Origin of the sequence: Streptomyces sp. NPDC050388, from assembly GCF_040655635.1 — a bacterium.
Taxonomy (GTDB): domain Bacteria; phylum Actinomycetota; class Actinomycetes; order Streptomycetales; family Streptomycetaceae; genus Streptomyces.
Genome location: NZ_JBFAKH010000007.1, coordinates 62,899 through 85,098 on the forward strand (window position 1 = coordinate 62,899; position 22,200 = coordinate 85,098).

24 protein-coding genes and 1 pseudogene are annotated in these 22,200 nt (G+C 73.5%); 11 read left to right on the forward strand and 14 right to left on the reverse strand.

Going from position 1 to position 22,200, the window contains the following annotated elements; translation table 11 throughout:
• Positions 1-27: 27 nt before the first annotated feature.
• Positions 28-936, reverse strand: a complete 909-nt coding sequence (locus AB0I73_RS05815) for a MurR/RpiR family transcriptional regulator (RefSeq protein WP_109379306.1) — start codon at positions 934-936, stop codon at positions 28-30.
• A gap of 55 nt (positions 937-991) precedes the next feature.
• Here AB0I73_RS05815 and AB0I73_RS05820 point away from each other — a divergent pair, with 55 nt between their 5' ends.
• Entirely contained in the window at positions 992-1,405 is a 414-nt protein-coding gene (locus AB0I73_RS05820; RefSeq protein WP_363034144.1) for a hypothetical protein, read from the forward strand.
• Entirely contained in the window at positions 1,402-1,695 is a 294-nt protein-coding gene (locus AB0I73_RS05825) for a DUF4031 domain-containing protein (RefSeq protein WP_363034146.1), read from the forward strand. The genes AB0I73_RS05820 and AB0I73_RS05825 overlap by 4 nt, the downstream gene beginning before the upstream one ends.
• On the opposite strand, the gene AB0I73_RS05830 is transcribed toward AB0I73_RS05825, so the two are convergent.
• The 5 genes and pseudogenes from AB0I73_RS05830 to AB0I73_RS05850 all read right to left on the reverse strand — a co-directional run.
• Positions 1,677-2,222, reverse strand: coding sequence for a GNAT family N-acetyltransferase (locus AB0I73_RS05830; protein ID WP_363034148.1), 546 nt, complete (start codon positions 2,220-2,222; stop codon positions 1,677-1,679). The two genes, AB0I73_RS05825 and AB0I73_RS05830, sit on opposite strands and share 19 nt — an antisense overlap.
• Positions 2,209-2,523, reverse strand: coding sequence for a hypothetical protein (locus AB0I73_RS05835; RefSeq protein ID WP_363034150.1), 315 nt, complete (start codon positions 2,521-2,523; stop codon positions 2,209-2,211). The genes AB0I73_RS05830 and AB0I73_RS05835 overlap by 14 nt, the downstream gene beginning before the upstream one ends.
• Positions 2,520-2,816: a hypothetical protein gene (locus AB0I73_RS05840; protein ID WP_363034152.1), complete on the reverse strand. Its 297-nt coding sequence runs from the start codon at positions 2,814-2,816 to the stop codon at positions 2,520-2,522. Before AB0I73_RS05840 ends, AB0I73_RS05835 begins: the two co-directional genes overlap by 4 nt.
• 53 nt (positions 2,817-2,869) lie before the next feature.
• On the reverse strand, positions 2,870-3,514 hold the full coding sequence (locus AB0I73_RS05845; RefSeq protein ID WP_363034290.1) for a hypothetical protein: 645 nt from the start codon (positions 3,512-3,514) through the stop codon (positions 2,870-2,872).
• Between the two features lie 72 nt (positions 3,515-3,586).
• Positions 3,587-4,021, reverse strand: a pseudogene (locus AB0I73_RS05850) (ATP-binding protein); the annotation flags it as partial.
• Positions 4,022-4,129: 108 nt separating this feature from the next.
• Between AB0I73_RS05850 and AB0I73_RS05855 the strand changes: the two are divergent.
• The 5 genes from AB0I73_RS05855 (at position 4,130) to AB0I73_RS05875 (ending at position 7,787) form a co-directional block, all read left to right on the forward strand.
• A complete protein-coding gene (locus AB0I73_RS05855; protein WP_363034154.1) occupies positions 4,130-4,969 on the forward strand; it encodes a helix-turn-helix transcriptional regulator in 840 nt (279 codons plus the stop codon).
• On the forward strand, positions 4,966-5,169 hold the full coding sequence (locus AB0I73_RS05860; RefSeq protein ID WP_363034155.1) for a DUF397 domain-containing protein: 204 nt from the start codon (positions 4,966-4,968) through the stop codon (positions 5,167-5,169). The genes AB0I73_RS05855 and AB0I73_RS05860 overlap by 4 nt, the downstream gene beginning before the upstream one ends.
• Positions 5,170-5,349: 180 nt before the next feature.
• The gene (locus tag AB0I73_RS05865; RefSeq protein WP_363034157.1) at positions 5,350-6,240 is read left to right on the forward strand and encodes an alpha/beta hydrolase; all 891 of its coding nucleotides are present in this window, start codon (positions 5,350-5,352) and stop codon (positions 6,238-6,240) included.
• A gap of 63 nt (positions 6,241-6,303) precedes the next feature.
• Positions 6,304-6,984, forward strand: a complete 681-nt coding sequence (locus tag AB0I73_RS05870) for a maleylpyruvate isomerase family mycothiol-dependent enzyme (RefSeq protein WP_363034159.1) — start codon at positions 6,304-6,306, stop codon at positions 6,982-6,984.
• Positions 6,985-7,088: 104 nt separating this feature from the next.
• Positions 7,089-7,787 (forward strand): copper homeostasis protein CutC, encoded by a 699-nt coding sequence (locus AB0I73_RS05875; protein WP_363034161.1) that lies wholly within the window; start codon positions 7,089-7,091, stop codon positions 7,785-7,787.
• A 20-nt stretch (positions 7,788-7,807) separates the two neighbouring features.
• Here the strand turns inward: AB0I73_RS05875 and AB0I73_RS05880 are convergent, their stop codons facing one another.
• Complete coding sequence (locus AB0I73_RS05880; protein ID WP_363034292.1) at positions 7,808-9,826, reverse strand: ATP-binding domain-containing protein; 2,019 nt, start codon at positions 9,824-9,826, stop codon at positions 7,808-7,810.
• Positions 9,827-10,252: 426 nt separating this feature from the next.
• Between AB0I73_RS05880 and AB0I73_RS05885 the strand changes: the two genes are divergently transcribed.
• Positions 10,253-10,459 carry a hypothetical protein gene (locus AB0I73_RS05885; RefSeq protein ID WP_363034163.1) on the forward strand — a complete coding sequence of 69 codons (207 nt, stop codon included), beginning with the start codon at positions 10,253-10,255 and terminating at the stop codon, positions 10,457-10,459.
• Here AB0I73_RS05885 and AB0I73_RS05890 read toward each other — a convergent pair whose 3' ends face one another.
• The 3 genes from AB0I73_RS05890 to AB0I73_RS05900 form a co-directional block, all read right to left on the reverse strand.
• Positions 10,460-12,178, reverse strand: a complete 1,719-nt coding sequence (locus AB0I73_RS05890) for an alpha/beta hydrolase (RefSeq protein ID WP_363034165.1) — start codon at positions 12,176-12,178, stop codon at positions 10,460-10,462.
• Positions 12,179-12,801: 623 nt separating this feature from the next.
• The gene (locus tag AB0I73_RS05895; protein WP_109379316.1) at positions 12,802-14,445 is read right to left on the reverse strand and encodes a DNA repair helicase XPB; all 1,644 of its coding nucleotides are present in this window, start codon (positions 14,443-14,445) and stop codon (positions 12,802-12,804) included.
• 104 nt (positions 14,446-14,549) lie between these two features.
• Positions 14,550-17,120 (reverse strand): helicase C-terminal domain-containing protein, encoded by a 2,571-nt coding sequence (locus AB0I73_RS05900; RefSeq protein ID WP_363034167.1) that lies wholly within the window; start codon positions 17,118-17,120, stop codon positions 14,550-14,552.
• A 119-nt stretch (positions 17,121-17,239) separates the two neighbouring features.
• On the opposite strand from AB0I73_RS05900, the gene AB0I73_RS05905 reads away from it, so the two are divergent.
• Positions 17,240-18,313 (forward strand): hypothetical protein, encoded by a 1,074-nt coding sequence (locus tag AB0I73_RS05905; RefSeq protein WP_363034169.1) that lies wholly within the window; start codon positions 17,240-17,242, stop codon positions 18,311-18,313.
• 31 nt (positions 18,314-18,344) lie between these two features.
• Complete coding sequence (locus AB0I73_RS05910; protein WP_363034171.1) at positions 18,345-19,001, forward strand: HAD family hydrolase; 657 nt, start codon at positions 18,345-18,347, stop codon at positions 18,999-19,001.
• A 236-nt stretch (positions 19,002-19,237) separates the two neighbouring features.
• On the opposite strand, the gene AB0I73_RS05915 is transcribed toward AB0I73_RS05910, so the two are convergent.
• Positions 19,238-19,486, reverse strand: a complete 249-nt coding sequence (locus AB0I73_RS05915) for a hypothetical protein (protein ID WP_363034173.1) — start codon at positions 19,484-19,486, stop codon at positions 19,238-19,240.
• Between the two features lie 164 nt (positions 19,487-19,650).
• Here AB0I73_RS05915 and AB0I73_RS05920 point away from each other — a divergent pair, with 164 nt between their 5' ends.
• Positions 19,651-20,034: a cold-shock protein gene (locus tag AB0I73_RS05920; protein ID WP_202278384.1), complete on the forward strand. Its 384-nt coding sequence runs from the start codon at positions 19,651-19,653 to the stop codon at positions 20,032-20,034.
• 58 nt (positions 20,035-20,092) lie between these two features.
• Here AB0I73_RS05920 and AB0I73_RS05925 read toward each other — a convergent pair whose 3' ends face one another.
• The 3 genes from AB0I73_RS05925 to AB0I73_RS05935 form a co-directional block, all read right to left on the reverse strand.
• Positions 20,093-20,944 (reverse strand): 1,4-dihydroxy-6-naphthoate synthase, encoded by an 852-nt coding sequence (locus tag AB0I73_RS05925; RefSeq protein ID WP_363034175.1) that lies wholly within the window; start codon positions 20,942-20,944, stop codon positions 20,093-20,095.
• Positions 20,934-21,629, reverse strand: coding sequence for a futalosine hydrolase (locus tag AB0I73_RS05930; protein ID WP_363034177.1), 696 nt, complete (start codon positions 21,627-21,629; stop codon positions 20,934-20,936). Before AB0I73_RS05930 ends, AB0I73_RS05925 begins: the two co-directional genes overlap by 11 nt.
• Before the next feature lie 62 nt (positions 21,630-21,691).
• On the reverse strand, positions 21,692-22,189 hold the full coding sequence (locus tag AB0I73_RS05935) for a DUF2771 domain-containing protein (RefSeq protein ID WP_363034179.1): 498 nt from the start codon (positions 22,187-22,189) through the stop codon (positions 21,692-21,694).
• Positions 22,190-22,200: the final 11 nt, after the last annotated feature.

The window sequence follows — 22,200 nt, forward strand, 5'->3', positions numbered from 1 at the left end:
CCGCAGTGTCCCCCGAGCCCCCGTCCGCTACCGCGGACCGCTCCGGTGCCGGTGGGCCAGGGCCTCGTACGACGCGGACAGGGCCGGGGCCGCCGACTCGTAGGTGCGCTGGGCGATGCCGACGAACAGGCAGTCCACCACCAGGAGTTGACTGGTCCGGGACGACATCGCGGCCGGGCGCAGCTCGCTCTCGCGGGCCGTGGACGTGGTCAGTACGTGGTCGGCGTACTGGGTGACGGGACCGTTCGGGCGGCCGGTCACCGCGATCGTCGTCGCCCCGCGCTCGAAGGCCACCCGCAGCGGTTCGATGACGTCCCCCGTCGACCCGGAGTGCGTGATGGCGACGGCCACGTCACCGGCGCGCAGCTGCACCGCGTTGGTGACGGCGAGGTGCGGGTCGCCGGGGGCGTGGGCTATCAGGCCTATGCGCAGCAGCTTCTGGGTGAGGTCCTGGGCGACCAGGCCGGAGGCGCCGATGCCGTACACGTCCGTCCGGCGGGCGCCGGCCAGTGCCGCGACGGCCGCGCCGAGCTGGACGGTGTCCAGTCCGGCCGCGGTGTCGGCGAGGGTCTGCTGTTCGTCGTAGGCGAGCTTGGCGACGACGTCGGCGATGGGGTCGTCCACCGCGATGTCGGTCGTGATGGAGGGCGCGCGGCCGGACTGCTGCTGGGCGGCGAGCCCGGCGAGGGCGAGCCGCAGGTCGCGGTAGCCGGGGTAGCCGAGCAGGCGGGCGGTGCGGACGACGGTGGCCTCGCTGGTGCCGGTGAGCTCGGCGAGGCCGGTGACCGTGAGGGCCGCGCAGCCTGCCGGGTCGCCCGCGACGGCCTCGGCGACCCGTTGCATGGAACGGGTCATCGAGGGAGCCAGCGTGCGCACCTTGGCCGCGAGGGCGGCGGGGGCGGGCGGTGCGAAAATTTCCTTCACGTCCTGGGTCACCCTTGAAAGATATTTTCGTTTCGGTGGTGCGGTCAAGGGTGCGCACAATGGGGGCATGGCCCCCCATGACGATCCCGGCGATCCCGACGACACCCCCGTCGGCCCTGTCAGCCCCCTGGAGCAGGCGTTGCACGCGGCCCGCGCGCTCGTGCTCGCGGACCTGGTCGCGCACGAGGTCGCCGAGGCGGACGTCGTCTCGCTCGTCGAGGAGTCCGTCGCGCACCGGCGCTGGTGGGTCGAGCAGTGGCCGGAGGGCGCCGGGTTCGTCGCCGGTCTGGTCGCCCAGGACGTGCAGGACGCCCTGCTGGAGCGGTACGGCCGCTGGCCGCTGTGCCCGGTGTGCGGCTCCGGCGACCCGCACGCGCTGGAGGTGGAGCCGGAACTCGGCCCCGATCCGCACTGGGTGTGCCACCTGGCGGGCGTGAAGGTCGCGGCGGTCGGCTCGCTGGGCGAGGCGGCTTCGACGTGACCCTGTACATCGACCCGCCCACCTGGCCGGGACACGGCCGACTCTGGTCCCACCTGGTCAGCGACGTCTCCTACGACGAACTGCACGCCTTCGCCGCCGCCCTCGGCGTCCCCCGCCGCGCCTTCGAACGCGACCACTACGACATCCCCCAGCACCGGTACCCGGACGTCGTGCTCGCCGGGGCGGTGGAGGTCAGCAGCCGCGAGGTGGTGCGGCTGCTGTACGGGGCGGGGCTGCGGGTGCGCAAGAGCGCGGTGCGCGACGGCGCGGTTCAGCGGCGGATCTCGTAGACGTACTCGCCCGCGTCCTCACCCGCGTCCTCACCCGCGTTCTCGGCGACCCGGGTGAATCCGGCGCGGGTGACGACGTTCTGCGAGGGCACGTTGGCGCGGTCGATGACGGCGGTGACGGTCCGTACGCCGTCCTGCGCGAGCGCCCACGCCGACAGCGCGCGCAGCGCCTCGGTGGCGTAGCCGTGGCCGCGGGCGCCCTCGACGAGGTCGTAGCCGATCTCCACGCGGCCGTCCCCGTCCGGAGCGCGGTGGAATCCCATGGCGCCCACCGCGAGGTCGTCCGCCCGCCGGACCAGCACGTACATGGTCCACTCCGGGTGGAAGGTCCCCTCCTCGTACTGCTCGACCATCAACCCGGCCCCGACCCGGGTCCCGTCGGCGGGAGCGGAACCGACCCACCGGTAGCCGCCGTCACCGCTCGACGACAGGTCGGACGCGACCGCGGGAGTGATGCTCGCCAGGGTGAGGCGGTCGGTGGGTATGCGGATCGTGCTCTCGCCCGCCGGCTCGTCAGCCCTTGTCATCCTCGTCCCCCTCGTTCCCCGAGTCGTCCGGTACGACCGACACGATGGCACAGGTCGGGGGAGCCGGGTGGGGAAGGTGGGCATAGGTGACGGACAGGGCGGGGCAGTTCGCACGGGCTTCGACACGCGTCACCCAGACCTCCGCGCCCCGGTCGAGTACACGGACGCGACAGCCCAGCTGCTGCGTCCGCTCCAGCTCCGTACGTAACGCCTCGACGACCGCCTCGGCGGCGGGGCCCAAGAGGCCGAGGCGCTTGCGTGCGGTGTACGTGACTTCCACGACGGCCGCCGGCTCGGTCAACGGGGACTCTCCAGCTTCAACGCACGGGCCAGCTCGATGCCCTCGGCAAGGGAGGCCTCGAAGTCGGGGTCGCAGCGTGTCAGGACATGCCCGCGATACGTCGCGATCAGCTCGGACACCTCACGCAGGTCCGTGAAGTCGACACGGTCGAGGGTGGCCGCCAGTTCGGCTTCGAGGCGGGCCAGGTCGCCCGGGAAACCGAGCCCGGCGGCAAGGGCGGCCCGGACTTCGCCGAGGGTCCGCATGGGCGGCGGTTCGACAGGCGCTTCCGGATGGACGGGCTGTTCACTCACGGAATGTGATCCCTCCAGCAGAGAGCTGGTCCATGACGCCACTCCGGCCGGTCTCATTGCGTCAGCAGTTCCAACTCGCCGCCGATGTTGTACCGGGCGGTGGCCTCCCAGTGCTCCTGCCCGTGAGGGGTGCGGAACAGGCGGGGCAGGGCGAGGAGTCGGCGCAGGACGGCGGCCCGGCCCTCACGGAAGGCGTCACCCGGCACGAAGTGGTACTCCGCGCGGACGGCGGCGGTGTAGACGGCGTACGCCGACGGGGGCGAGGCGAGGATCGCCAGGTCGGCGTCGCACAGCACCTGACCGTCCCGGTCGTCCTCGGCCGGGTCGTGCGTGACGGTGAGCCGCACCAGCCGCGCCACCTCGGCGACCTTCGCCTCCGGAACCCCGGCCTCGGCCAGCGCCCGCTCGGCGAGCCGCGCGGACCGCTCCTCGTTCTCGGAGCGGTCGGGCAGGTACACGGCGTCGTGGAACCAGGCCGCGAGCCGCACGACGTCCGGGTCGCCCGCGTACGCCTCCAGCTCGTCGACGTGATCGAGCACGGCGGTGAGGTGGGCGAGCGTGTGGTAGTGCCGCTGAGGCTCCTGCCAGCGGGCGAGCAGGTTGTCGGCATACGGCACAGGCTCGGGTCCGCCCCCGGAACCCCGGGCCCCCTCCAGAGCACGGGCGAAACGGGGGCGCAGGACGTCGGTGTCGGCCATGTGGCCATTCTTCCCGACCTGGCGGATCGCGGGAACTTCGCCGCAGAGCTCCAGCTCGGCTCGTACCGTCTTGCCCGGCCCTCCCTCGTCGCGTGCCTCGACGGACAGTCGGCTCGTCAGGCAGGACACCAGCCAGAGACCGCGGCCCTCCACCGCCTCAGGATCCTGGGGAGCGCAGGGCCGGGCCGGGAGGAAGCCGTCGTCTCGAGTGTCGGTGACCTCGACGCGAACGAGATCACGTGCGACGGCCAGTGTCAGGCTCAGACGGAAGTCGCGGCCGGAGACGCGGCCGTGGGTCACCGCGTTGGCGCTGAGCTCGGCCACGACGAGCGTCACGGTTTCGTTCACCTCGGACTCGTACGGGAAGCCCCAGGCGTCCAGGCGGTGGGAAGCGAGCCGACGGGCCAGACGGGCGCCTCGCGGGGTGGAGGTGAAGCACATGGAGAACCCTTCGGCGTGTGCGGAGGATTGGCCGGTGCGCTCGATGGGGGGAGTTTCTGTCGTCATGTGAGTGAGCGTGCCGTTGCATGCATACCGTGACCAGCAGCGAATCCCTTACACAGCGTTGTTGTAGGGATGCCGAGAGTGCCTGTCGGTGAGGGAGAGGGGCAGCCCATGGTGCAGGTCGCGGAGCAGGCAGCGCGGAATGAGGATCCCGCCGACGAGTTGCTGCGTTCCTTCGGCAGGCAGGTCAAGATCCTCCGCGAGCGGGCCGGGCTCACTCAGGCCGCGCTCGCCCCACGGCTCGGATACAGCGAGGCGCAGATCGCCGCGATCGAGCAGGGGCGCCGGATTCCACGGCCGGAGACCATCGACAACCTCGACAGCCTGCTGGAGGGCGGTGGGTTGCTGCTCGCCATGAAGCGGGCCGTGGCGCTCACGCGGTACCCGGCGTTCTTCCGTGACGCGGCGCGGATCGAGGAGGAGGCCGTCGAGTTCCACGCGTATGCGGTGCTGGCCGTGCCCGGTCTGCTCCAGACGGAGGAGTACGCGCGGACCATGTTCACCGTGTGGAGGCCTCGGCGGCGCGAGGACGAGATCGAGCAGATGGTGGCGGCGCGGATGGCACGCCACAAGATCTATGAGCGGAAGCCCGCGCCGACGCTCAGCTTCGTCATCGAGGAGTCCGTGCTGGAGCGGCCGTTCGGCGGGGTGGACGTGCTGCGTGGTCAGTTGGAGCACGTGCTGCTCGTCGCCGAGAACCCCCATGTCGAGATTCAGGTCATGCCGACCCGGGTCACCGATCACGCGGGGGCGGACGGGCCGTTCACGATGATGACCCCGGAGGGCGGTGAGCAAGTGGCGTATGTGGAGAGCCAGGCCAACGGGCGCGTGATCACCAAGCGGGAAAGCGTACGTGGGTTCGCCGTGCGGTATGGAATCCTGCGGGCGCAGGCGTTGTCCCCTGACGAATCCGTGCGTCACATCGAGAAGTTGCTGCAAGGAGACCTATGAACACCGAGCAGTCCCAGGCACAGGCGCTCCACTGGTTCAAGTCCAGCTACAGCGGTGGCGCGGGCGGCGAGTGCGTCGAGGTCGCTGCCCTCCCCGCCTCCGTCCACGTCCGAGACTCCAAGGACACCGGCCGGGGCACCTTCACGGTGAACCCCGCCACGTGGTCCGCCTTCGTCGCGCACGCGAGCCACGCTCACTGACCGAAAAGCGACGTCAACATGGCGTGACGTCGGCTTGGCCCACTTCCGTCGGTCTTGGCAGCATCGGCGGTAGCAAACAGAACACGGTGCATATGGCTGCACCAGGTCCTGGGGCCGTTCCTTCGGGAGCGGCCCGAGTGCTTTCCGGAAAAGATCGCGGGTGCCGCGAGGAAGCAGAAAGTGAGCCGCCAGGTGCAACCGACGTTCGTACTGGTCCACGGAGCCTTCGCGAACTCCTTCTCCTTCGCGCCGCTCCAGGCCGAACTCGGCCTGCTCGGGCACCGTTCGGTCGCCGTCGACCTGCCCGGCCACGGCTTCGCGGCGACCTACACCCGCGCCTACCAGGCGCCGCAGGATCCCGAAGGGCTCGCCACCGCGCCCGGTGCGATCAAGGGCGTCACGCTCGCCGACAACGCCGCGCACCTGATCGGGGTCCTGGAGCGGGCCAAGCGGAACGGCCCGGTGATCCTCGTCGCCCACAGCCGCGGCGGCGTCACGGCCACGGCCGCGGCCAACGCGCGGCCCGACCTGATCGACCGCATCGTCTACGTCGCGGCCTGGTGCCCGGTCGCGCTCGACGTCGGCGACTACTACGCCGAGCCGGAGATGGCCACGGTCGACGCCGCCTCCCTGGGCCTGGCGATGGCCGGGAACCCCGCCGAACTCGGCCTGCTCCGCGTCAACTTCCGCACCGCGGACCCGGCCGCCCTCGCGGCGCTCAAGGCGGCCTTCCTCGCCGACGGCACCGACGAGGAGTTCCTGACCTTCCTGAACACCTTCCAGCCCGACGAGAACCTGGACGTCGGCACCTCCGCCGACCGGGCGCAGGCGGCGACCTGGGGGCGTGTCCCGAAGACCTTCGTCCGCCTGGCCGACGACGCGAGCATGCCGCTCGCCCTGCAGGACCGGCTGATCCGCGAGGGCGACGAGCTGACGCCGGACAACCCGTACGACGTCCGCACGCTCGCGGGCAGTCACCTGAAGTGGCTGGTCGATCCGGCGCCGGCGGCCCGGACCCTGGGCGAACTCGCCGCGCTCCCGGCCCCGGCCCCGGCCCCGTCCACGGAGTGACTCCCGCGCCCGCCCCGGAACGATTCCCCTCCCGGGGGCGGAGCCGCCACTAGCGTGGGGGGCATGACGACTCCTGCGGATGTGCAGAACGTACGAGACCCGGAGCTGCCCGGGCGGCTGCTGACCGTCGAGCGGGACGCGCTGATCCCGTTGTTGCGGAGGAGGCCCGAGGCGGACTTCGCGTTGCCGGTGGCGGCGTGTCCGGGGTGGACGGTGCGGGACGTGCTGGCGCACTGCTCGGCCGCGCTGACGCGGGTGGTGGAGCGCCGGTTCGAGGAGGGGGTGTTCTCGCCCGCGTCCAACGACCGGGACATCGCCGAGCGGGGCGCGTGGACCAACGCCCAGGTCGTCGACGAGCTCGAGCGCGGGATGACCGAGGCCGGGCCGGTGATCGCGAAGGCGGACGGGGCGCTGGACGTCCTCGCGCTGGGCGAGTGGGTGCACGCGGGGGACGTGCGTGAGGCGTTCGGGGAGCCCGGCGCGTACGCGGGTGCGGGGCTGCCGTCCGCGTTCTCCCTGTTGGCCTACGTGACCGGTCGGAAGGGGCACCTTCCGCTGCATGCCGACCTCGACGACGTGGACGAGCCCCTGCGGCTGGGCGACACCTCGGGCCGGCGGCCCCCGGCGCGGTACATCGGGGACGGGCCGACGCTCGTACGGCTCTACGCGGGGCGGCCGGTGGACGGCGCCGCGTACGAGCTGGCCGGGGCACAGGCGGCGGAGCTGAACATCTTCGGCGAGTGAGGCGCGGCGAGGGCTCCAGGGGCGCGGATCCTCGGTCGGCGGGCGTAGGGTGGATTGGACTAGACCTCTAGTCGCCGCCGATCGATGCCGAGGAATGGGGTCCCATGAGCAAGCGTGCAGTCCTGGAGGTGATCGCCCTCGACGTCGAGGACGCCGTCGCCGCGCAGGCCGGGGGCGCGGACCGGCTCGAGCTGGTCACCGACATGGCCGCCGACGGGCTCACCCCGGCCGCCCGCACCGTCGCCGCCGTGCGCGCGGCCGTCGACATCCCGCCGCGGGTGATGCTGCGGCTGGCGGACGGGTTCGCCGCGGGCGACCTCGGCCGGCTGGTGGACACGGCGCGGGAGATGCGGGACGCGGGGGCACAGGAGTTCGTCCTCGGGTTCCTGGACGCGGACGGCGGTGTGGATCTGGGCGCGGTGGAGCGGGTGGTCGACGCGCTGGACGGCTGCCGCTGGACCTTCCACCGCGCCATCGACCGCGCCGCCGACCGCGACGCCCTGCGCAAGCAGCTCGACGGACTGCCGGGCCTCGACGCCTACCTCACGGCCGGCGCGCCCGGCGGTGTGGCCGACGGGCTGCCGACGCTGCTCGCCGAGGCCCGGCGAGGGGGGCAGGGCGAACCCGGGTACGAGCAGCAGCTGCTCGTGGGCGGCGGGCTGCGGCTGGAGCAGGTGCCCACGCTGCTCGGCGCCGGGATCCGTGCCTTCCACATCGGTGGCGCGGCCCGGCCGAACGGGTGGAACGGACCCGTCTCGGCGGCGGCCGTGGCCGAGTGGCGCCGGGCGGTGGACGGGGACTGACACCGGCGCCACGCACCGGATCAGTTCAGCAACTGCTCCGGCAGCGGGGCCGCGTGGGTCACGATCAGGCCCGAGACCGCTCGGGTCAGGGCGACGTACAGGCGGCGCAGGCCGGTGCGTTCGTCGGGCTCGGCGTCGACGACGGCGCGGGGCTCGTCCAGGACCACGTAGTCGTACTCCAGGCCCTTCGCCAGTGACGCCGGGACCAGGGTGAGCCGGGTGTCGTGCGTCGTCTCCTCGCCGGGCGCGACGTGCCCGAGGCCCGCCGCATTGAGTTCCCGGGCCAGTTCCGGGACGCGGGCGTCCGCGGCGATCAGGCCGATCGAGCCCTCGTGGCCCAGCAACTCACGGCAGGCCGAGACCACTTCGCCGCTGCCGGTGATCGGGCGGACCTCGAAGAAGCCCGGGTTGTCACGGATCGACGCCACCGGCGTCAGCCCCGGCGCGATGTGCGGGAGCAGCCGGGAGGCGTACGCGATCACGTCCGTCGGGACGCGGAAACCCGCGGTCAACTCCTCGACCACCGCTTCCCGTTTGCCCAGGTGGGCCAACGCCTCCTGCCAACTCCGGGTCGCCCACGGCGTGGTGCCCTGCGCCAGGTCGCCGAGGACGGTCGCCGAGCCGGTGGTGCAGCGCCGGCCCACCGCCCGGTACTGCATGGGGGAGAGGTCCTGCGCCTCGTCGAGCACCACGTGCCCGAGGGAGGGGGTGCGCCGGATCAGGTCGGTGGCCTCGTCGATCAGGACCGCGTCGGCCGCCGACCACTTCGCGGACCGCACCGACCGCGCCGGCTTCGTCCACAGGACCGCCTTCTGCTCGTCCTCGTCCAGCAGCCCGGCCGCGTGCTCGGCCAGGAAGTCCGGGTCCGCCAGCAGGCGCAGGACGAGTTTCGCCGGGTCGACGGCCGGCCAGACCGTCTTCACCGCCGCCTTCACCGCGCTGGTGCGGGCCACCGTGTCCTGCACCCTGTCGTCCGGCGCCTCCCCGGCACGCTCCATCCGCACCAGCACGGCGTGTGCGACGCGCTGCGGCAGGGCCTCGCGGGCGGCGCCGTAGCGGATGTCGCGGTCGAGCAACTGGCGGACGATCTCCTCCAGTTCGTACGCCGGTACCCGCCAGTGGCGTGAGCCGCGTACGACGACGACCGGTTCGGTGGGCATCGTCACGTGCGCGTAGAGGGCCCGGCGCAGGACCTCGGCCATCCTCGCGTCGCCCTTGACGAGCGCGGCCCGCGCGTCGTCCGTCCCGCGCACCTCGACGTGGGCCACCAGGTCGTCCACCGTCGCCTGCCCGACCGCCAGTTCGCCCAGCGCGGGCAGCACCTGTTCGATGTACTGCAGGAAGGACCGGTTCGGCCCGACGACCAGCGTGCCCGTGCGGGCCAGCCGCTCGCGGTGGGCGTACAGGAGGTACGCCACCCGGTGCAGGCCGACGGCGGTCTTCCCGGTGCCGGGGCCGCCCTGCACGCAGACGCTGCCCGACAGGCCGGACCGTACGATCTCGTCCTGCTCGGGCTGGATGGTGGCGACGATGTCCCGCATCGGGCCGACGCGTGGGCGCTCGATCTCCTGCTGGAGCAGCTTGCTGGTGACGGCCCCCTCGGTCGGGTCGGACAGGTGCTCGTCCTCGTACGCCGTGAGGTCGCCACCGGTGTAGCCGAAACGGCGGCGCAGCGCGATGTCCATCGGGTCCTTCTTGGACGCCCGGTAGAACGGCTGCGAGACCGGCGCCCGCCAGTCGATCACCATCGGGTCGCCGTCGGCGTCGTGCACATGGCGGCGACCGACGTAGAAGACCTCGCCCTCGGCCCCTTCCGCCCCCTCGGCGCCCGGGGCGTGCAGGTGGTCGAGCCGGCCGAAGAACAGCGGGGTGTCGCTGAGGTCGGCCAGTGCCTTGACGCGCTCCGCCATCTGGCGTTCCAGGATCTGCGCGTTGACCCAGTTCGCGGTGACGTCGCGGAGGTCGAGGGCCTCGACGTCCGCGCGCATGGCCCGCAGGGCGGTACGGGACGCGGCGAGGTGCGCACGCTCGCGGTCCAGTGGGCCGGCGTCGGCGGGCGCGGGCGTGGGTGTGGGGGCGGGTTCGGGTTCGGGGACGTGCGCGGGCACGGGGCTGCCTCCGGCTGGTGCTGACGGTGATGCCGCGTGATCACGGCATGGCTGACCGGCCGGTTTCCGTCCGGGCGGTGGCGCTCCGGCGAGGGAGGCGGGAGAACCCCGGACAACGCTGACAATGCAGACAACGCAGGCAACGCAGACAGCGCGGCCGGGGCGAGCGGGAGATTCTAGTCGGCCGCAGGTCCCGGGGGCGAACGGTTTCCCTCCCGCCCGTGCCCCTCAGGGATCCTCGGGGTCCCGGGTCCTCCTCGCAGGGGAGAGCGGCTGCCTCAAGGGGTACCTGGTGGGACCCGAAGGTGGACCCGAGGACTGATGCCCCGGACGGGCGATCCGGCGCACTCTGGACACATGAGCGCAGCGACCTTCCTCCCGGGCAACCGGGCCGGTGACCAGGGCCCTCCGCGCCGCGGTGCCACTGTCACCGGCTCCGTCCACCACTCCCCGCACCGTGTCGGCGACGCCCTGCGCGCCGTCAGGGTCTTCGCCGGGGCCTTCTTCTCGGTCACCGTCCTCGGCGAGTACGAGGAGGAGGCCGGCGTCCGCCGCCGCCGCTGATCACGCACGCGGCGGAAGCAGGCCCTCGACGACCTCCAGGGGCCAGGCGCCGTACGGCGACGGCAGTGGCCCGCCCGGGGTCGCGGCCCGCGGCAGGCCTCCGGCAGGCGTCCCGGGCTGCGCCCGCACCGGTTCCGAAGCCGACGGCGCCTCGGCCGGCGGGGCGAACGGCGGGAGGTCCTGCGTGCACCGCGCGCCCTTCGGCGGCAGCGCGCCGGTGAGGAAGTACCGCACCACGTGCCGTCCCACGCACGCACTCGGGTTGGCCAGCGCGGTGTGCCCGTACCCGTCCAGGGTCAGCAGCCGCGCGTCGCCCAGTTCCTCGACCATGTCCTGGGCCGCCCGGTACGGGGTGGAGGGGTCGTGGGTCGTGTTCACCACCAGCACCGGGTGGGCGGTCGCCCGGTCCCACGGGCCGGTGTACGGGTCGGCCGCCCGGGCCGGCCACGTGGCGCACGGCTCGTTGGCCCACACCCACCAGCGGGCCAGCTCCCCGGACTCCGCCACCGCCCGCCGCTCCAGTTCGGGGTAGCGCAGCGGTGACCGCGGGTTGGGGCTCTCCGCGCACAGCACCGCGAGCGGCTGCTCGAAGCCCGGGTAGCGCGCCGGGCCGCCCGACGGGACGCCCGGTGCCAGGAGGGGCCGGCCGGACCACAGCGCCTCCAACAGGTCCGCGACGCCGGTCCAGCCGGGGTGCACGGTGTAGAGCCCGCCGCGCACCTCGCTCACGGCCCTCGCGTACGTCCAGTCACCGGCAGGCCGTTCGGCGAGGCGCCGCATCAGGGTGTCGTACTTGTCGCGGGTGGCCGCCGGGGTGCCCGCCGAGAAGACGCAAGCGGTCACGGGCGCGCGCCCGCAGTGGTCGAGGAACTGTGCCAGCGTGTCGGCCGAACCGAGGTGGGAGCCGAGCCGCAGGAACGTGTTCACCTCTTCGGCCTCGCCCGTCGTGCCGCCCCCGCCCAGCCAGGCGAGCGGATCCACGTTCCCGTCCAGGACGAGCCGCCCGACCCGCTCGGGGAACAGGTTCGCGTAGGTCGCGCCGAGCAGGGTGCCGTACGAGACGCCCCAGTACCGCAGTTGCTGCTCGCCCACCGCGGCGCGCAGCAGGTCCAGGTCGCGGGCGGTGTCGGCGGTCGAGACGTGGCGCAGCAGTTGCGGATCGCGCTGCTCGCACTGGATCGCGAGGTCGGCGTACGCGGCGGCGAACGCCTGCTGTTCACGCACGCCCACCGGGAACGGCGGGACCTTCGTCTGCCAGGCGGCGGCCTCCTCAGCGGTGTCGAAGCAGCGTACGGCCGTGCTCTCGCCGACCCCGCGCGGATCCCAGCTGACGATGTCGTAGCGGTCCCGCAGTTCCTCCGGGAACCTGGCGTACAGCTGCGGCAGTCCCACGGTGCCGGGGCTGCCCGGGCCGCCGGGGTTGAAGAACAGCGTGCCGACCCGCCGGTCCGGCGCGGCGGCGCGGTGCCTGATCACCGCCAGCTCGATGGTGCGGTCCCCGGGACGGGTGTGATCCAGGGGCACGTTCGCCGTCGCGCACTCGAACCCGGTCTGCGTGACGTCCGGGCAGTCCCGCCACCGCAGCACCACGCCGTCGCCGCCGCCCGGTCCGCCCGCGGACGCCGGGCCGACCGCCCCGAGCAGCAGCACCAGTGCTCCGGCCGCCGCGCCGGCGGCTCGGGTGAGGGGTATCCGTGTGGCGGTGGCGGTCCGTGGCATGGGCAGGCCCTTCCCTCGCAGCGACCGGGAGTCGGGCCCGCGGCAGCGGACCCGCTGTCATACCATCGGCGGTCCGCCGACCGGGCAACCGACACGCGTCCGTTCGGGTGTTGAAGTGAGTGACCGCCCCCGTCCGCCCGGGTACGTACGCCGATGCGCGGGCGCCGGCCACGCGGCTTGACCGGCCCCATGAGCCACGACCCCTTCGCCCCTGAGGCCCCCGGTGCCCCGCCCGACCGACCGGGACCGCTGGGCCCGGACGGCGCCCACCGTCGCGGCCGTGCTCCTGGCGGTCCCGGGGCCGGTGACGCTGCCGGTGGGAGCGAGGCCCCCGGGGCGACCGACAGGGGCGGCCCCGACGACTGCTCGCAGGACCTGACGACCGCCCTGGACGGGGTCCCTCCGGGCGATGTCCCTCGGCGGCGTCCTCCCCTCCTGAGCCCGGCTCAGGTCCTGGCCGCCGCCGTGGAGAACCCGTTGGTCGACCCCGCGTGCCGCGGCGGCCTTCCTCTCCCCGGTCCCCGGTGCCGCCGCTGTTCATCATCCTGCCGGTGCGCGACCTCCCCGGGGGACGACGGCCCGAGGGGCGACGGTCCCGGGAACGACGCCCCGGAGGCGCACGCTCAGCTCTCCGCGAGGAGTTCGTCCGCGTCGACGATGCGGTAGGCGTAGCCCTGTTCCGCCAGGAAGCGCTGGCGGTGGGCCGCGAAGTCCTGGTCGATGGTGTCGCGGGCGACCACGGAGTAGAAGTGGGCCTGGTGGCCGTCCGCCTTGGGCCGCAGGACCCGGCCCAGCCGCTGGGCCTCCTCCTGCCGGGACCCGAAGGTGCCCGACACCTGGACGGCGACCGTGGCCTCCGGCAGGTCGACCGAGAAGTTCGCGACCTTGGACACGACCAGCACGCCGATCTCGCCCTGCCGGAACGCCTCGAACAGCTTCTCCCGCTGCGCGTTCGACGTCTCGCCCTTGATCACGGGGGCGTTCAGGTGTTCGCCCAGCTCGTCCAGCTGGTCGATGTACTGCCCGATGACGAGGATCTGCTGACCGGCGAAGCGGCGCACGATCGCCTCCGTCACCTTCCGCTTGGTGGCGGTCGTCGCGCAGAAGCGGTACTTCTCCTCGGTCTCCGCCGTCGCGTACGCGATCCGTTCGGAGTCGGTGAGGTTGACCCGGACCTCCACGCAGTCGGCGGGCGCGATGTAGCCCTGCGCCTCGATCTCCTTCCACGGCGCGTCGAACCGCTTCGGCCCGATCAGCGAGAACACGTCCGACTCGCGGCCGTCCTCACGCACCAGGGTCGCCGTCAGGCCGAGCCGCCGCCGGGCCTGCAGGTCGGCCGTGAACTTGAAGACGGGGGCGGGCAGCAGGTGCACCTCGTCGTAGAGGATCAGGCCCCAGTCCCGGGAGTCGAAGAGTTCCAGGTGGGGGTAGACGCCCTTCCGACGGGTCGTCAGTACCTGGTAGGTGGCGATGGTGACGGGGCGGATCTCCTTCTTCGTCCCGCTGTACTCGCCGATCTCGTCCTCGGTCAGCGAGGTCCGCTTCACCAGCTCGTGCTTCCACTGCCGGGCCGAGACGGTGTTGGTGACCAGGATCAGCGTGGTCGACTTCGCCTGGGCCATCGAACCGGCGCCGACCAGCGTCTTGCCCGCGCCGCAGGGGAGGACGACCACGCCGGAGCCGCCGTGCCAGAAGTTCTCCACGGCCTGCTTCTGGTACGGGCGCAGCGCCCACCCGTCCTCGACCAGCTCGATGGGGTGCGCCTCGCCGTCCACGTACCCGGCGAGGTCCTCGGCGGGCCAGCCCAGCTTCAGCAGCGTCTGCTTGATCTGCCCGCGCTCCGAGGGGTGCACGGCGACGGTGTCCGGGTCGATGCGGGCGCCGACCAGCGGGGCGATCCGCTTGGAGCGCAGCACCTCCTCCAGCACGGGCCGGTCGGTGCTGGTGAGGACGAGACCGTGCGCCGGGTGCTTGAGCAGGCTGAGCCGGCCGTAGCGGTCCATCGTCTCGGCGACGTCGACGAGCAGCGCGTGCGGCACCGGGTAGCGGCTGTACTGCACCAGTGCGTCCACCACCTGCTCGGCGTCATGGCCGGCGGCCCGCGCGTTCCACAGGCCGAGCGGGGTCACCCGGTAGGTGTGGATGTGCTCCGGGGCCCGCTCCAGTTCGGCGAAGGGCGCGATGGCGCGACGGCAGTCGTCCGCCTGCTCGTGGTCGACTTCCAGGAGAAGCGTCTTGTCGGACTGGACGATGAGCGGACCATTCACGCGCGGCTGCCTTTCTGCGACGGGCTCGGCACGGGCACTGCACGGGCACAGCTCGGCCAAACGTCCAGTTTGCCTGATCGCCGGTGTTCGTCGGCAGATCGGGCTCAGCTTTCGTCGTCCGCCAGTTCCGCGACGCCCGTGATCCGGTGCAGCGGATAGGTGCGGACCTCGTCGGCGGTGTGGTCGTACGCCGTGACGAAGCCGCCCTCGACGCGGACCGGGGCGATGACGCGCTGGCTGGCCGCGCCCTCGGCGTTGACGTAGCCGATCCACAGCGCCTCGCCGGTGAGGACGGCGGCCTGCACGGTGGCGAGGGTCTCGGCGGACCCGGTGCGCGGCAGCTCGCCGCCCCCGCCCCCCGCTCCGGCCGCCGCCCCCGCCCCGCCCCGGGGCTTGCGGGGGGCGGTGGAGGCGAGGTCGCCCGCCCGTACGGCCCGGACCGCCGCCGCGAGCAGGGTGTCGTCGGGCACCGGTGGCCCCTCCGGAACCGGCTCGGGCGGGGTGCGCGGCGGGGTGCGGCGGGCATGGGCGCGGGTGATCAGGACGTCGCCCTCGGCGGACTCGGCGGCCGGCGCGAACCCCATCTGACGCAGCCCCTCCAGCAGGCCGGCCGGATCGGCCCGCGCGGCCAGTACGGTCGGCGCGAGACGGCGCAGCCCCAGCCCCGCGGCCCGCTTGTCGGCGAGGATCTCGTTCAGTACCGCTTCGTCGTCGCAGCGCACGTACGCGGAGGCCGCGCCCACCCGCAGATGCCCGTGCTTGCGGGCCACGTCGTCGATCAGATACGCCAGCGGCTGCGGAACCGGTGTGCGGGAGTGCGCCGCGAGGAAGGCGTGCAGGTCCGCGGCGGTCTGTCCGGCGTCCAGGGCACGGCGTACCGAGCCCGGCGTGAACCGGTAGACGGTCGCCCCGCCCTTCGACTCCACGTCCGCGAGTACGTCCAGCATGTCCGCGAGCGGCCGTTGCAGCGGGCCCGGCGCGACGGCCGTCAGGTCGGCCTGGAGCAGGACGTGGTCCAGCGGTTCGGGCAGCAGCGGTGCCAGCAGCCGGGCGGCGGCGGCGACGTCCCTCGGCTCGGCGGGGGAGAGGGGGGCCGGCGGCGGGGCCGGCCGGTGGTGGACCGGCAACCGGGCGCCCGGTCCCCGGGGCTCCGGTTCCGCCGTGGGGGCCGGTTTCGGCGCGGGCAGGCCGAGCAGCGCCCGCCCGTGGGCCGACAGCGCCCCCCGGCCGGTGATCCCCAGCATCTCCGCCTCGGTGAGCGTCCACCGGGCGAGCCGGGAGCGCAGGTCCTCGCCGTCGCCCCCGCCGGCGCGCGGCGGGCGTTCCCACCGCAGCCGCGCCCACACCGACTCGGCCACCGGAGCCGCCCCCTCCGGCAGCCCCGCCAGCAGCGCCAGCACCCGGTGCCGCACCTCGGGCGCCGCCGACCGGTCGAGCCCCGGGCCGAGCGCCGCCACCGCGTGGTCCTTCGCGTCCCGCCCGCCGACCAGCCCCGGGGTCCGGGTCGCCGCCAGCCACGCCGTGGCCAGCACCGTCCAGCGTTCGGCGGCGGGCCGCTCCAGCCACGTGTCGTACGCCGGGGTCGCCGCGTACCGCTCGTCGGCCTCCCCGTCGGAGGCCAACAACCCTGCCGCATAGGCCAGTTCGACCCAGAACGCGGCGACCGGCTCGGGCACGTCCAGGGCGACGGCGGTCCGCTTCAGGTCCCGCACGCTCAGCCCGCCGGACCGCAGCACCGCCGGGCCGCCCTCGTCCCAGTCCTTCAGCAGCTCCTCGACGGTCGCCAGCGCCGTGTACGCCTGCCCGGCCGCCGCCGCGTCCACAACCTGTGGACGGTGCGCGGTCGCGGTCGCGGGTTCAACAGGTGGCGCCACCGGCTCGGTCACCCGGTGCGCCCGTCCGCCCCGCAGATGCAGCGCCACCTCACGCGGCAGGACGACCGTCCCGGGCCCCGTCGGCAGCAGCAGCCCCCGGTCCAGCAGCAGGCGCAGCCGGGGCGCCGGATCGGCGGTGACCTGGCCGTAGGGCGGTCCCCACACCAGTCGCTCCAGCACCTCCATCGACTCGGACGGCACCTCGGCGAGCAACGCCGACATCCGCGTCCGGTCCGTGAACAGCCCGGTCAGGGCGGTCACCGCGGAGACCGAGTCATGGGTGGACGGCAGTCCGGCCGCCGTGACGATCTCCTGGATCCGCCCCGGGGACATCCCGGCCGTCGCCTCCCGCACGCTCGGGCCGAGACCGGTCGGCGAGGGGTGCTGCGCGGAGGGGGAGAGCAGCTCACGGGCCGTACGGACCAGCCGCATCCGGTCGTCGCCGCCCCACACCAGCGCCTGTTCGCGCAGCGTCCGCACGGCGTGCGGCAGCGCGGCGGACACCGCGGGGTCGCCCTCGTCGCCCGCCAGCAGCCCGAGCAGCTCGTCGTACGACGCCGGATCGGCCGCCACGGCCAGCGCCTGCGCGGTCTGCAGCGCGAACCGGTCCAGCCGCTCCAGGGCCCGCACGACCGAGGCACGGGTCCCGGCCCGGGTGGCGAGTTGGGTGAGGTCGGTGGGCACGGGCGTGACGAGGTCCGGCCTGCTGCGCAGGAGCGCGGCAAGCCCGGCGTCGTCCCGTCCCCGGAGCGCCTCCGCGAGGGATCGGGGGGCCGCCGCGGGCTTCTCCTCGGTGCTCATCCGCCTCACGGTAGCGGGTGGGTGCGCCGGTGGGGTGCGCGGAGTTGGGCCGGCCGACCGGACTCGCGGTACCGTCGTCCGACGTCGTGTACCAACGCATCCGCCCCGGAGGGGACTTCGTGGGTATCGAGAGTGACCAGGTCGTCTACGAGTACCTGAGCCGCGTCGGCGACGTGGCGCAGCAGCGGCAGCTGCCGTCGGCGACCCGGATGGGTCTGGTCGCCCGGCTGCGTGACGAGATCGACCGGCGCCGGGCGAGGTCCGCGGTCGACTCCCCGGCCGCCGTGCGCCGCATCATCTCCCGCATGGGCACCCCGGACGAGGTCGTGGCGGCGGCCGCGGACCCCTCCGGGACGGCCGGGGCGGCCGGGGCGGCCGGGGCGGCCGGGGCCGGTGGCACGGATCTCCGGCCGGAGGGACCCACCGCGAACAGACCCGCACCGCCGCCCGCCGCGGTCCCCGCCCAGCGGAGCGGGGACCGCGGCGGGCGCGCGAGGGACGTCCTGCGCCGCGCCGTCCCCCGGCCCCGTCCGGCCGGGAACCCGCACCCCGCGCCTTCCTCCACCGGCGTACCGTCCCCGCCGCACCAGGCCGGTACGGACGAACTCGGGGACGGCTCCACCCAGCCCGACTGGTGGCGGGTGGACGACAGCCCCTTCGGCGTCGGCGACGAGGTCACCGGTTTCGTCGGCGGCGTGGAGATCCCCGAGCTGCTCAAGCCCCCGCCGTCGAAGGAACCGGACGGGGCGACGGGCCCGGAGGGGAAGACGCCCGCGCCGGCCGTGGTCGAAGCCGGAACCGAGGCCGAGACCGGCACCGGCTCCGCCGGGCGCCGGTTCCTGCGCCTCCCGTCCGGCCGCTGGAGCAACCCCCTGCTCCTGGTCGCCGCGGGCCTGCTGGTCGTGGGCGCCGTCCTGGGCAACTGGTTCGCCCTGCTCCTCGGCTGGGTCATCGCCTACGCCTCCCGCCGCCTCACCCAGGCCGAGATCAAGTGGGCGGTCGTCGTCCTGCCGGGCCTCGCGGTCGCGGGCGGGATCGTCTGGCTCTGGGGCCGGACCGAGGAACGCTGGGGCACCCCCATCGCCGACGGCACCATGAACGACGCCGTCTCCGAAACCTGGCCCTGGGTGGTCCGGGCCGCGGCGGTGACCTCGGCCCTGTTCCTCACCTGGCGCTCCCAACGCCCCCGCTGACCTCGCAAGAGGCGCAGGCACAATGGCGGGTATGGCCTTTATGACCCCGCCCCCGTCCGCGCCGTCTCCGTCCGCGCCGCTCACTGTCGGCTTCGACCTCGACATGACGCTCATCGACTCCCGGCCGGGTATCCGCGCCTGCTACCTGGCGCTGGCCGAGCGGACCGGCACCCGCATAGACGCCGATCTGGTCGTCACCCGGCTGGGGCCGCCCCTGGAGGACGAACTGGTCAACTGGTTCCCGGCCGAGCGGGTCGAGGAGGCGGCGGACCTGTACCGGGCGATGTACCCGACGTACGCCATAGCCCCCACGCCGGCGCTGCCCGGCGCCCGCGACGCCATGGCGGCCGTACGGGAGGCGGGCGGACGCGCGATCGTCGTCACCGCGAAGCACGAGCCCAACGCCAAGCTGCACCTCGCCCACCTCGGCATCGAACCGGACGCGGTGATCGGCGATCTGTGGGCCGAGCAGAAGGCGCTGGCGCTGCGCGAGCACGACGCGGGTGTGTACGTCGGCGACCATGTGGGTGATGTGCGCGGCGCGCGGACCGCCGGGGCGCTGGCGGTCGCGGTCGCCACCGGCCCGTGCGACCCGGCGGAACTGCGCGCGGCGGGCGCGGACGTCGTCCTCGGCGACCTGACCGAGTTCCCCCGCTGGCTCTCGGACCACCGCTCGGCACGCCCCTGACGGCTCCCCGCCCGGGGCGCGCCTGACAGGGCCGGTGCCGGGCGTGCGCTTGGACGGAGTCGCCGCCGGGCGCGGCCTGGCGGCTGATCGCCGGGCGTGGGGCCGGTGCCCGGGGCGCGCCTGACGGGAGCATCGCCCGGCGCGCGTCTTGGCGGGGTGCTGCCCGACGGGGGGCCTGAAGGCTCAGCGCGCGGCGCGCCCGCGGCGGCTGACCGCACGGCACGCGCCTGACGGGGTCACTGCCCGGCGCGTGCCTGACGGCGGCCCGCTGCGGCCGAGCGGAGTACTCCCGCGCCGGCCATCAGGAATCCGACCCCCATGAGCATGCTCAGTACGAACATGTACGTCGGAAAGGGCTCCATACCGAAAAACAACGGAGCCACCGTGACCAGAGTGGCCACGGCACCGATGATGAAGACGACGCCGCCGGCCCGGACCAGGCCGTCGCCGGGCGCCGTGGAATTCGTTTGGGTTTTGTCAGCCACCGGACCAGGGTAGTTCCTGGCCGGAGGGAACTACCGGGCGACGTCTTGTCACCTGCCCGAAGACCATTAGCCTTGGTTGCGGTGGGTCACCAGGACTCGCCCGAGCGTTATCAAGAGCAGTTTTCAGAAGCGGTTTCCCGACGAGTACGAGGACGAGGACAGACGTGCCCACCGGCAAAGTCAAGTGGTTCAACAGTGAGAAGGGCTTCGGCTTTCTCTCCCGCGACGACGGCGGTGACGTCTTCGTCCATTCCTCGGTCCTCCCCGCCGGAGTCGAGACGCTGAAGCCGGGACAGCGGGTGGAGTTCGGCGTGGTCGCCGGGCAGCGGGGTGACCAGGCCCTGTCCCTGACCGTCATCGACCCGACCCCGTCGGTCGCGGCGGCCCAGCGCAAGAAGCCCGACGAGCTGGCCTCCATCGTCCAGGACCTGACGACCCTGCTGGAGAACCTCACGCCGAACCTGGAGAAGGGCCGCTACCCGGACCGCACCTCCGGGAAGCAGATCGCGGGGCTCCTGCGCGCCGTCGCCGACCAGCTGGACGTCTGATCCGGTCGGACGTCCGATCCGGTCGGACGTCCGGTACCGGTACCCGCACCGGTACGGGTCAGGGGAACCGCAGTGCGTCCGGGCCGAGGGGCGGTACCAGTCCCTCGGCCGCCGCACGCGTCAGCAGGCCCCGTACGGCCGCGTAGCCGTCCTCGCCGAGGTCGGCGGTGAACTCGTTGACGTACAGCCCGATGTGCTGGTCGGCGACGGCCGGGTCCATCTCCTGGGCGTGCGCCATGACGTACGGCCGCGCCGCCTCGGGGTCGTCCCAGGCGGCCCGTACGGAGTCGCGGATCGAGTCGGCGAGCAGGGTCAGCGTCCGCGCTCCGAGGGACCGCTTGGCGATGATCGCGCCCAGCGGGATCGGCAGCCCGGTGGTCCGCTCCCAGTGCTCCCCCATGTCCGCGAGCCGGTGCAGCCCGTAGTCCTGGTACGTGAAGCGCGCCTCGTGGATGACGAGCCCGGCGTCCACCTTTCCGTCCCGTACGGCGGGCATGATCTCGTGGAACGGCATCACCACGATCTCCCCGACCTCACCGGGCACCACGTCCGCCGCCCACAGCCGGAACAGCAGGTACGCCGTCGACTTCTCGCTGGGCACGGCGACCGTGCGCCCGGTGAGTTCCCCGGGCTCCCTGGTCAGCACCAGCGGTCCGCAGCCCCGGCCCAGCGCGCCCCCGCAGGGCAGCAGCGCGTACTCGTCGAGGACGTGGGGGAGGGCCGCGTACGACACCTTCAGCACGTCCGACTCGCCGCGCTCGGCCATGCCGTTGGTGATGTCGATGTCGGCGAAGGTGACGTCGAGGGCGGGTGCGCCGGGGACGCGGCCGTGCGCGAGGGCGTCGAAGACGAAGGTGTCGTTCGGGCAGGGGGAGTACACGATCCCCAGTCGCTGCTGCTCAACTGTCATACCGGTTCCAACTCTCCAGGACGGGCGCGATCTTCCCGAAGCCCTCGGTGAGGGCGTTCAGGGCGTCACCGATGCGCCAGGCGGCGCGGTCGCGCGGGCCGACGGGATTCGACACCGCCCGCACCTCCAGCACGGGTACGCCGTGCACGGCGGCGGCCTCGGCGACGCCGAAGCCCTCCATGGCCTCGGCGAGCGCGCCGGGGTGGCGGTCGCGGAGCAGGGCGGCGCGGGCCGCGGTGCCGGTCACCGTCGACACGGTGAGCACGGCACCGGTGAGCGCGCCGGACGCGGCGGCCACCTCCCGGACCAGGGCGGCGGGGGGACGGTGGGTGACGGTGCCGAAGCCGAGGTCGGTCACCGGCAGGAAGCCGTCGGCCGTCTCGGCGCCCAGGTCGGCGGCGGTGATCTCGTCGGCGACGACGAGCGAGGCGAGGGGCGCGTGCGGCGGGAAACCGCCGGCGATCCCGGCCGAGACGACCAGGCCGTAGGGGCGGCCGTCCAGAGCTGCGGCGGTGAGCGCGGTGGCCGTGGAGGCGGCGGCGAGGGCCGGGCCGACACCGGCGGCGATCAGATCGGGGCCGTCGGCGATCTCGACGACACCCGCCCCGGGCAGGGCCCTCTCGTGTGTGGCACCCGGGAAGGCCCGAGCCACCGCGTCCCGTTCGGCGGGGACGGCGGTGGCCACGAGGACGCCTCCCCGCGCTCCAGGTCTCCTGGGAGCGGGGGGCGTCCCGGCGGACGACGCGATCAGGCTTCCTTCTTCAGCCGGAAGGACCACAGGCCCGTGGCCTCGTTCTCGCCCTGCTTGATCGACACCAGGGTCGAGTTGCCCTGCGCGCCGTACTGGGCGTTGAAGAACACGCTGCCGGGGATGGTGCGGTAGGTCTTGGTGCTGGAGTCGGTCAGCGGCTGACCGTTCATCAGGATCGTCCAGCCCTTGTCGGCGAGGTCCGGGTCGACACCGAAGCGCACGGTCTCGTCCGGGTCGACCGAGATCGCCTTGATGTCCTTGTCCTTCAGGCACGACGTCAGGTCGGCGGCCTTCAGGGCCTTGCCCTGGCCGCCGCAGGTGGCCTCGGAGGACACCGAGTCACTGCCCACGGTGATCGTGGACATCGCCGTCGGCTTCTCACAGGCCGACAGGACGAGCAGTCCGGCGGATACGGCACCGGCGGCGACGACGGCACGGCGCCGTCGCACAGCGCGGTCACTTCGAGCGGCTGTGCCGCGGGGCAACGTGGTCATGGGCGAAGGTT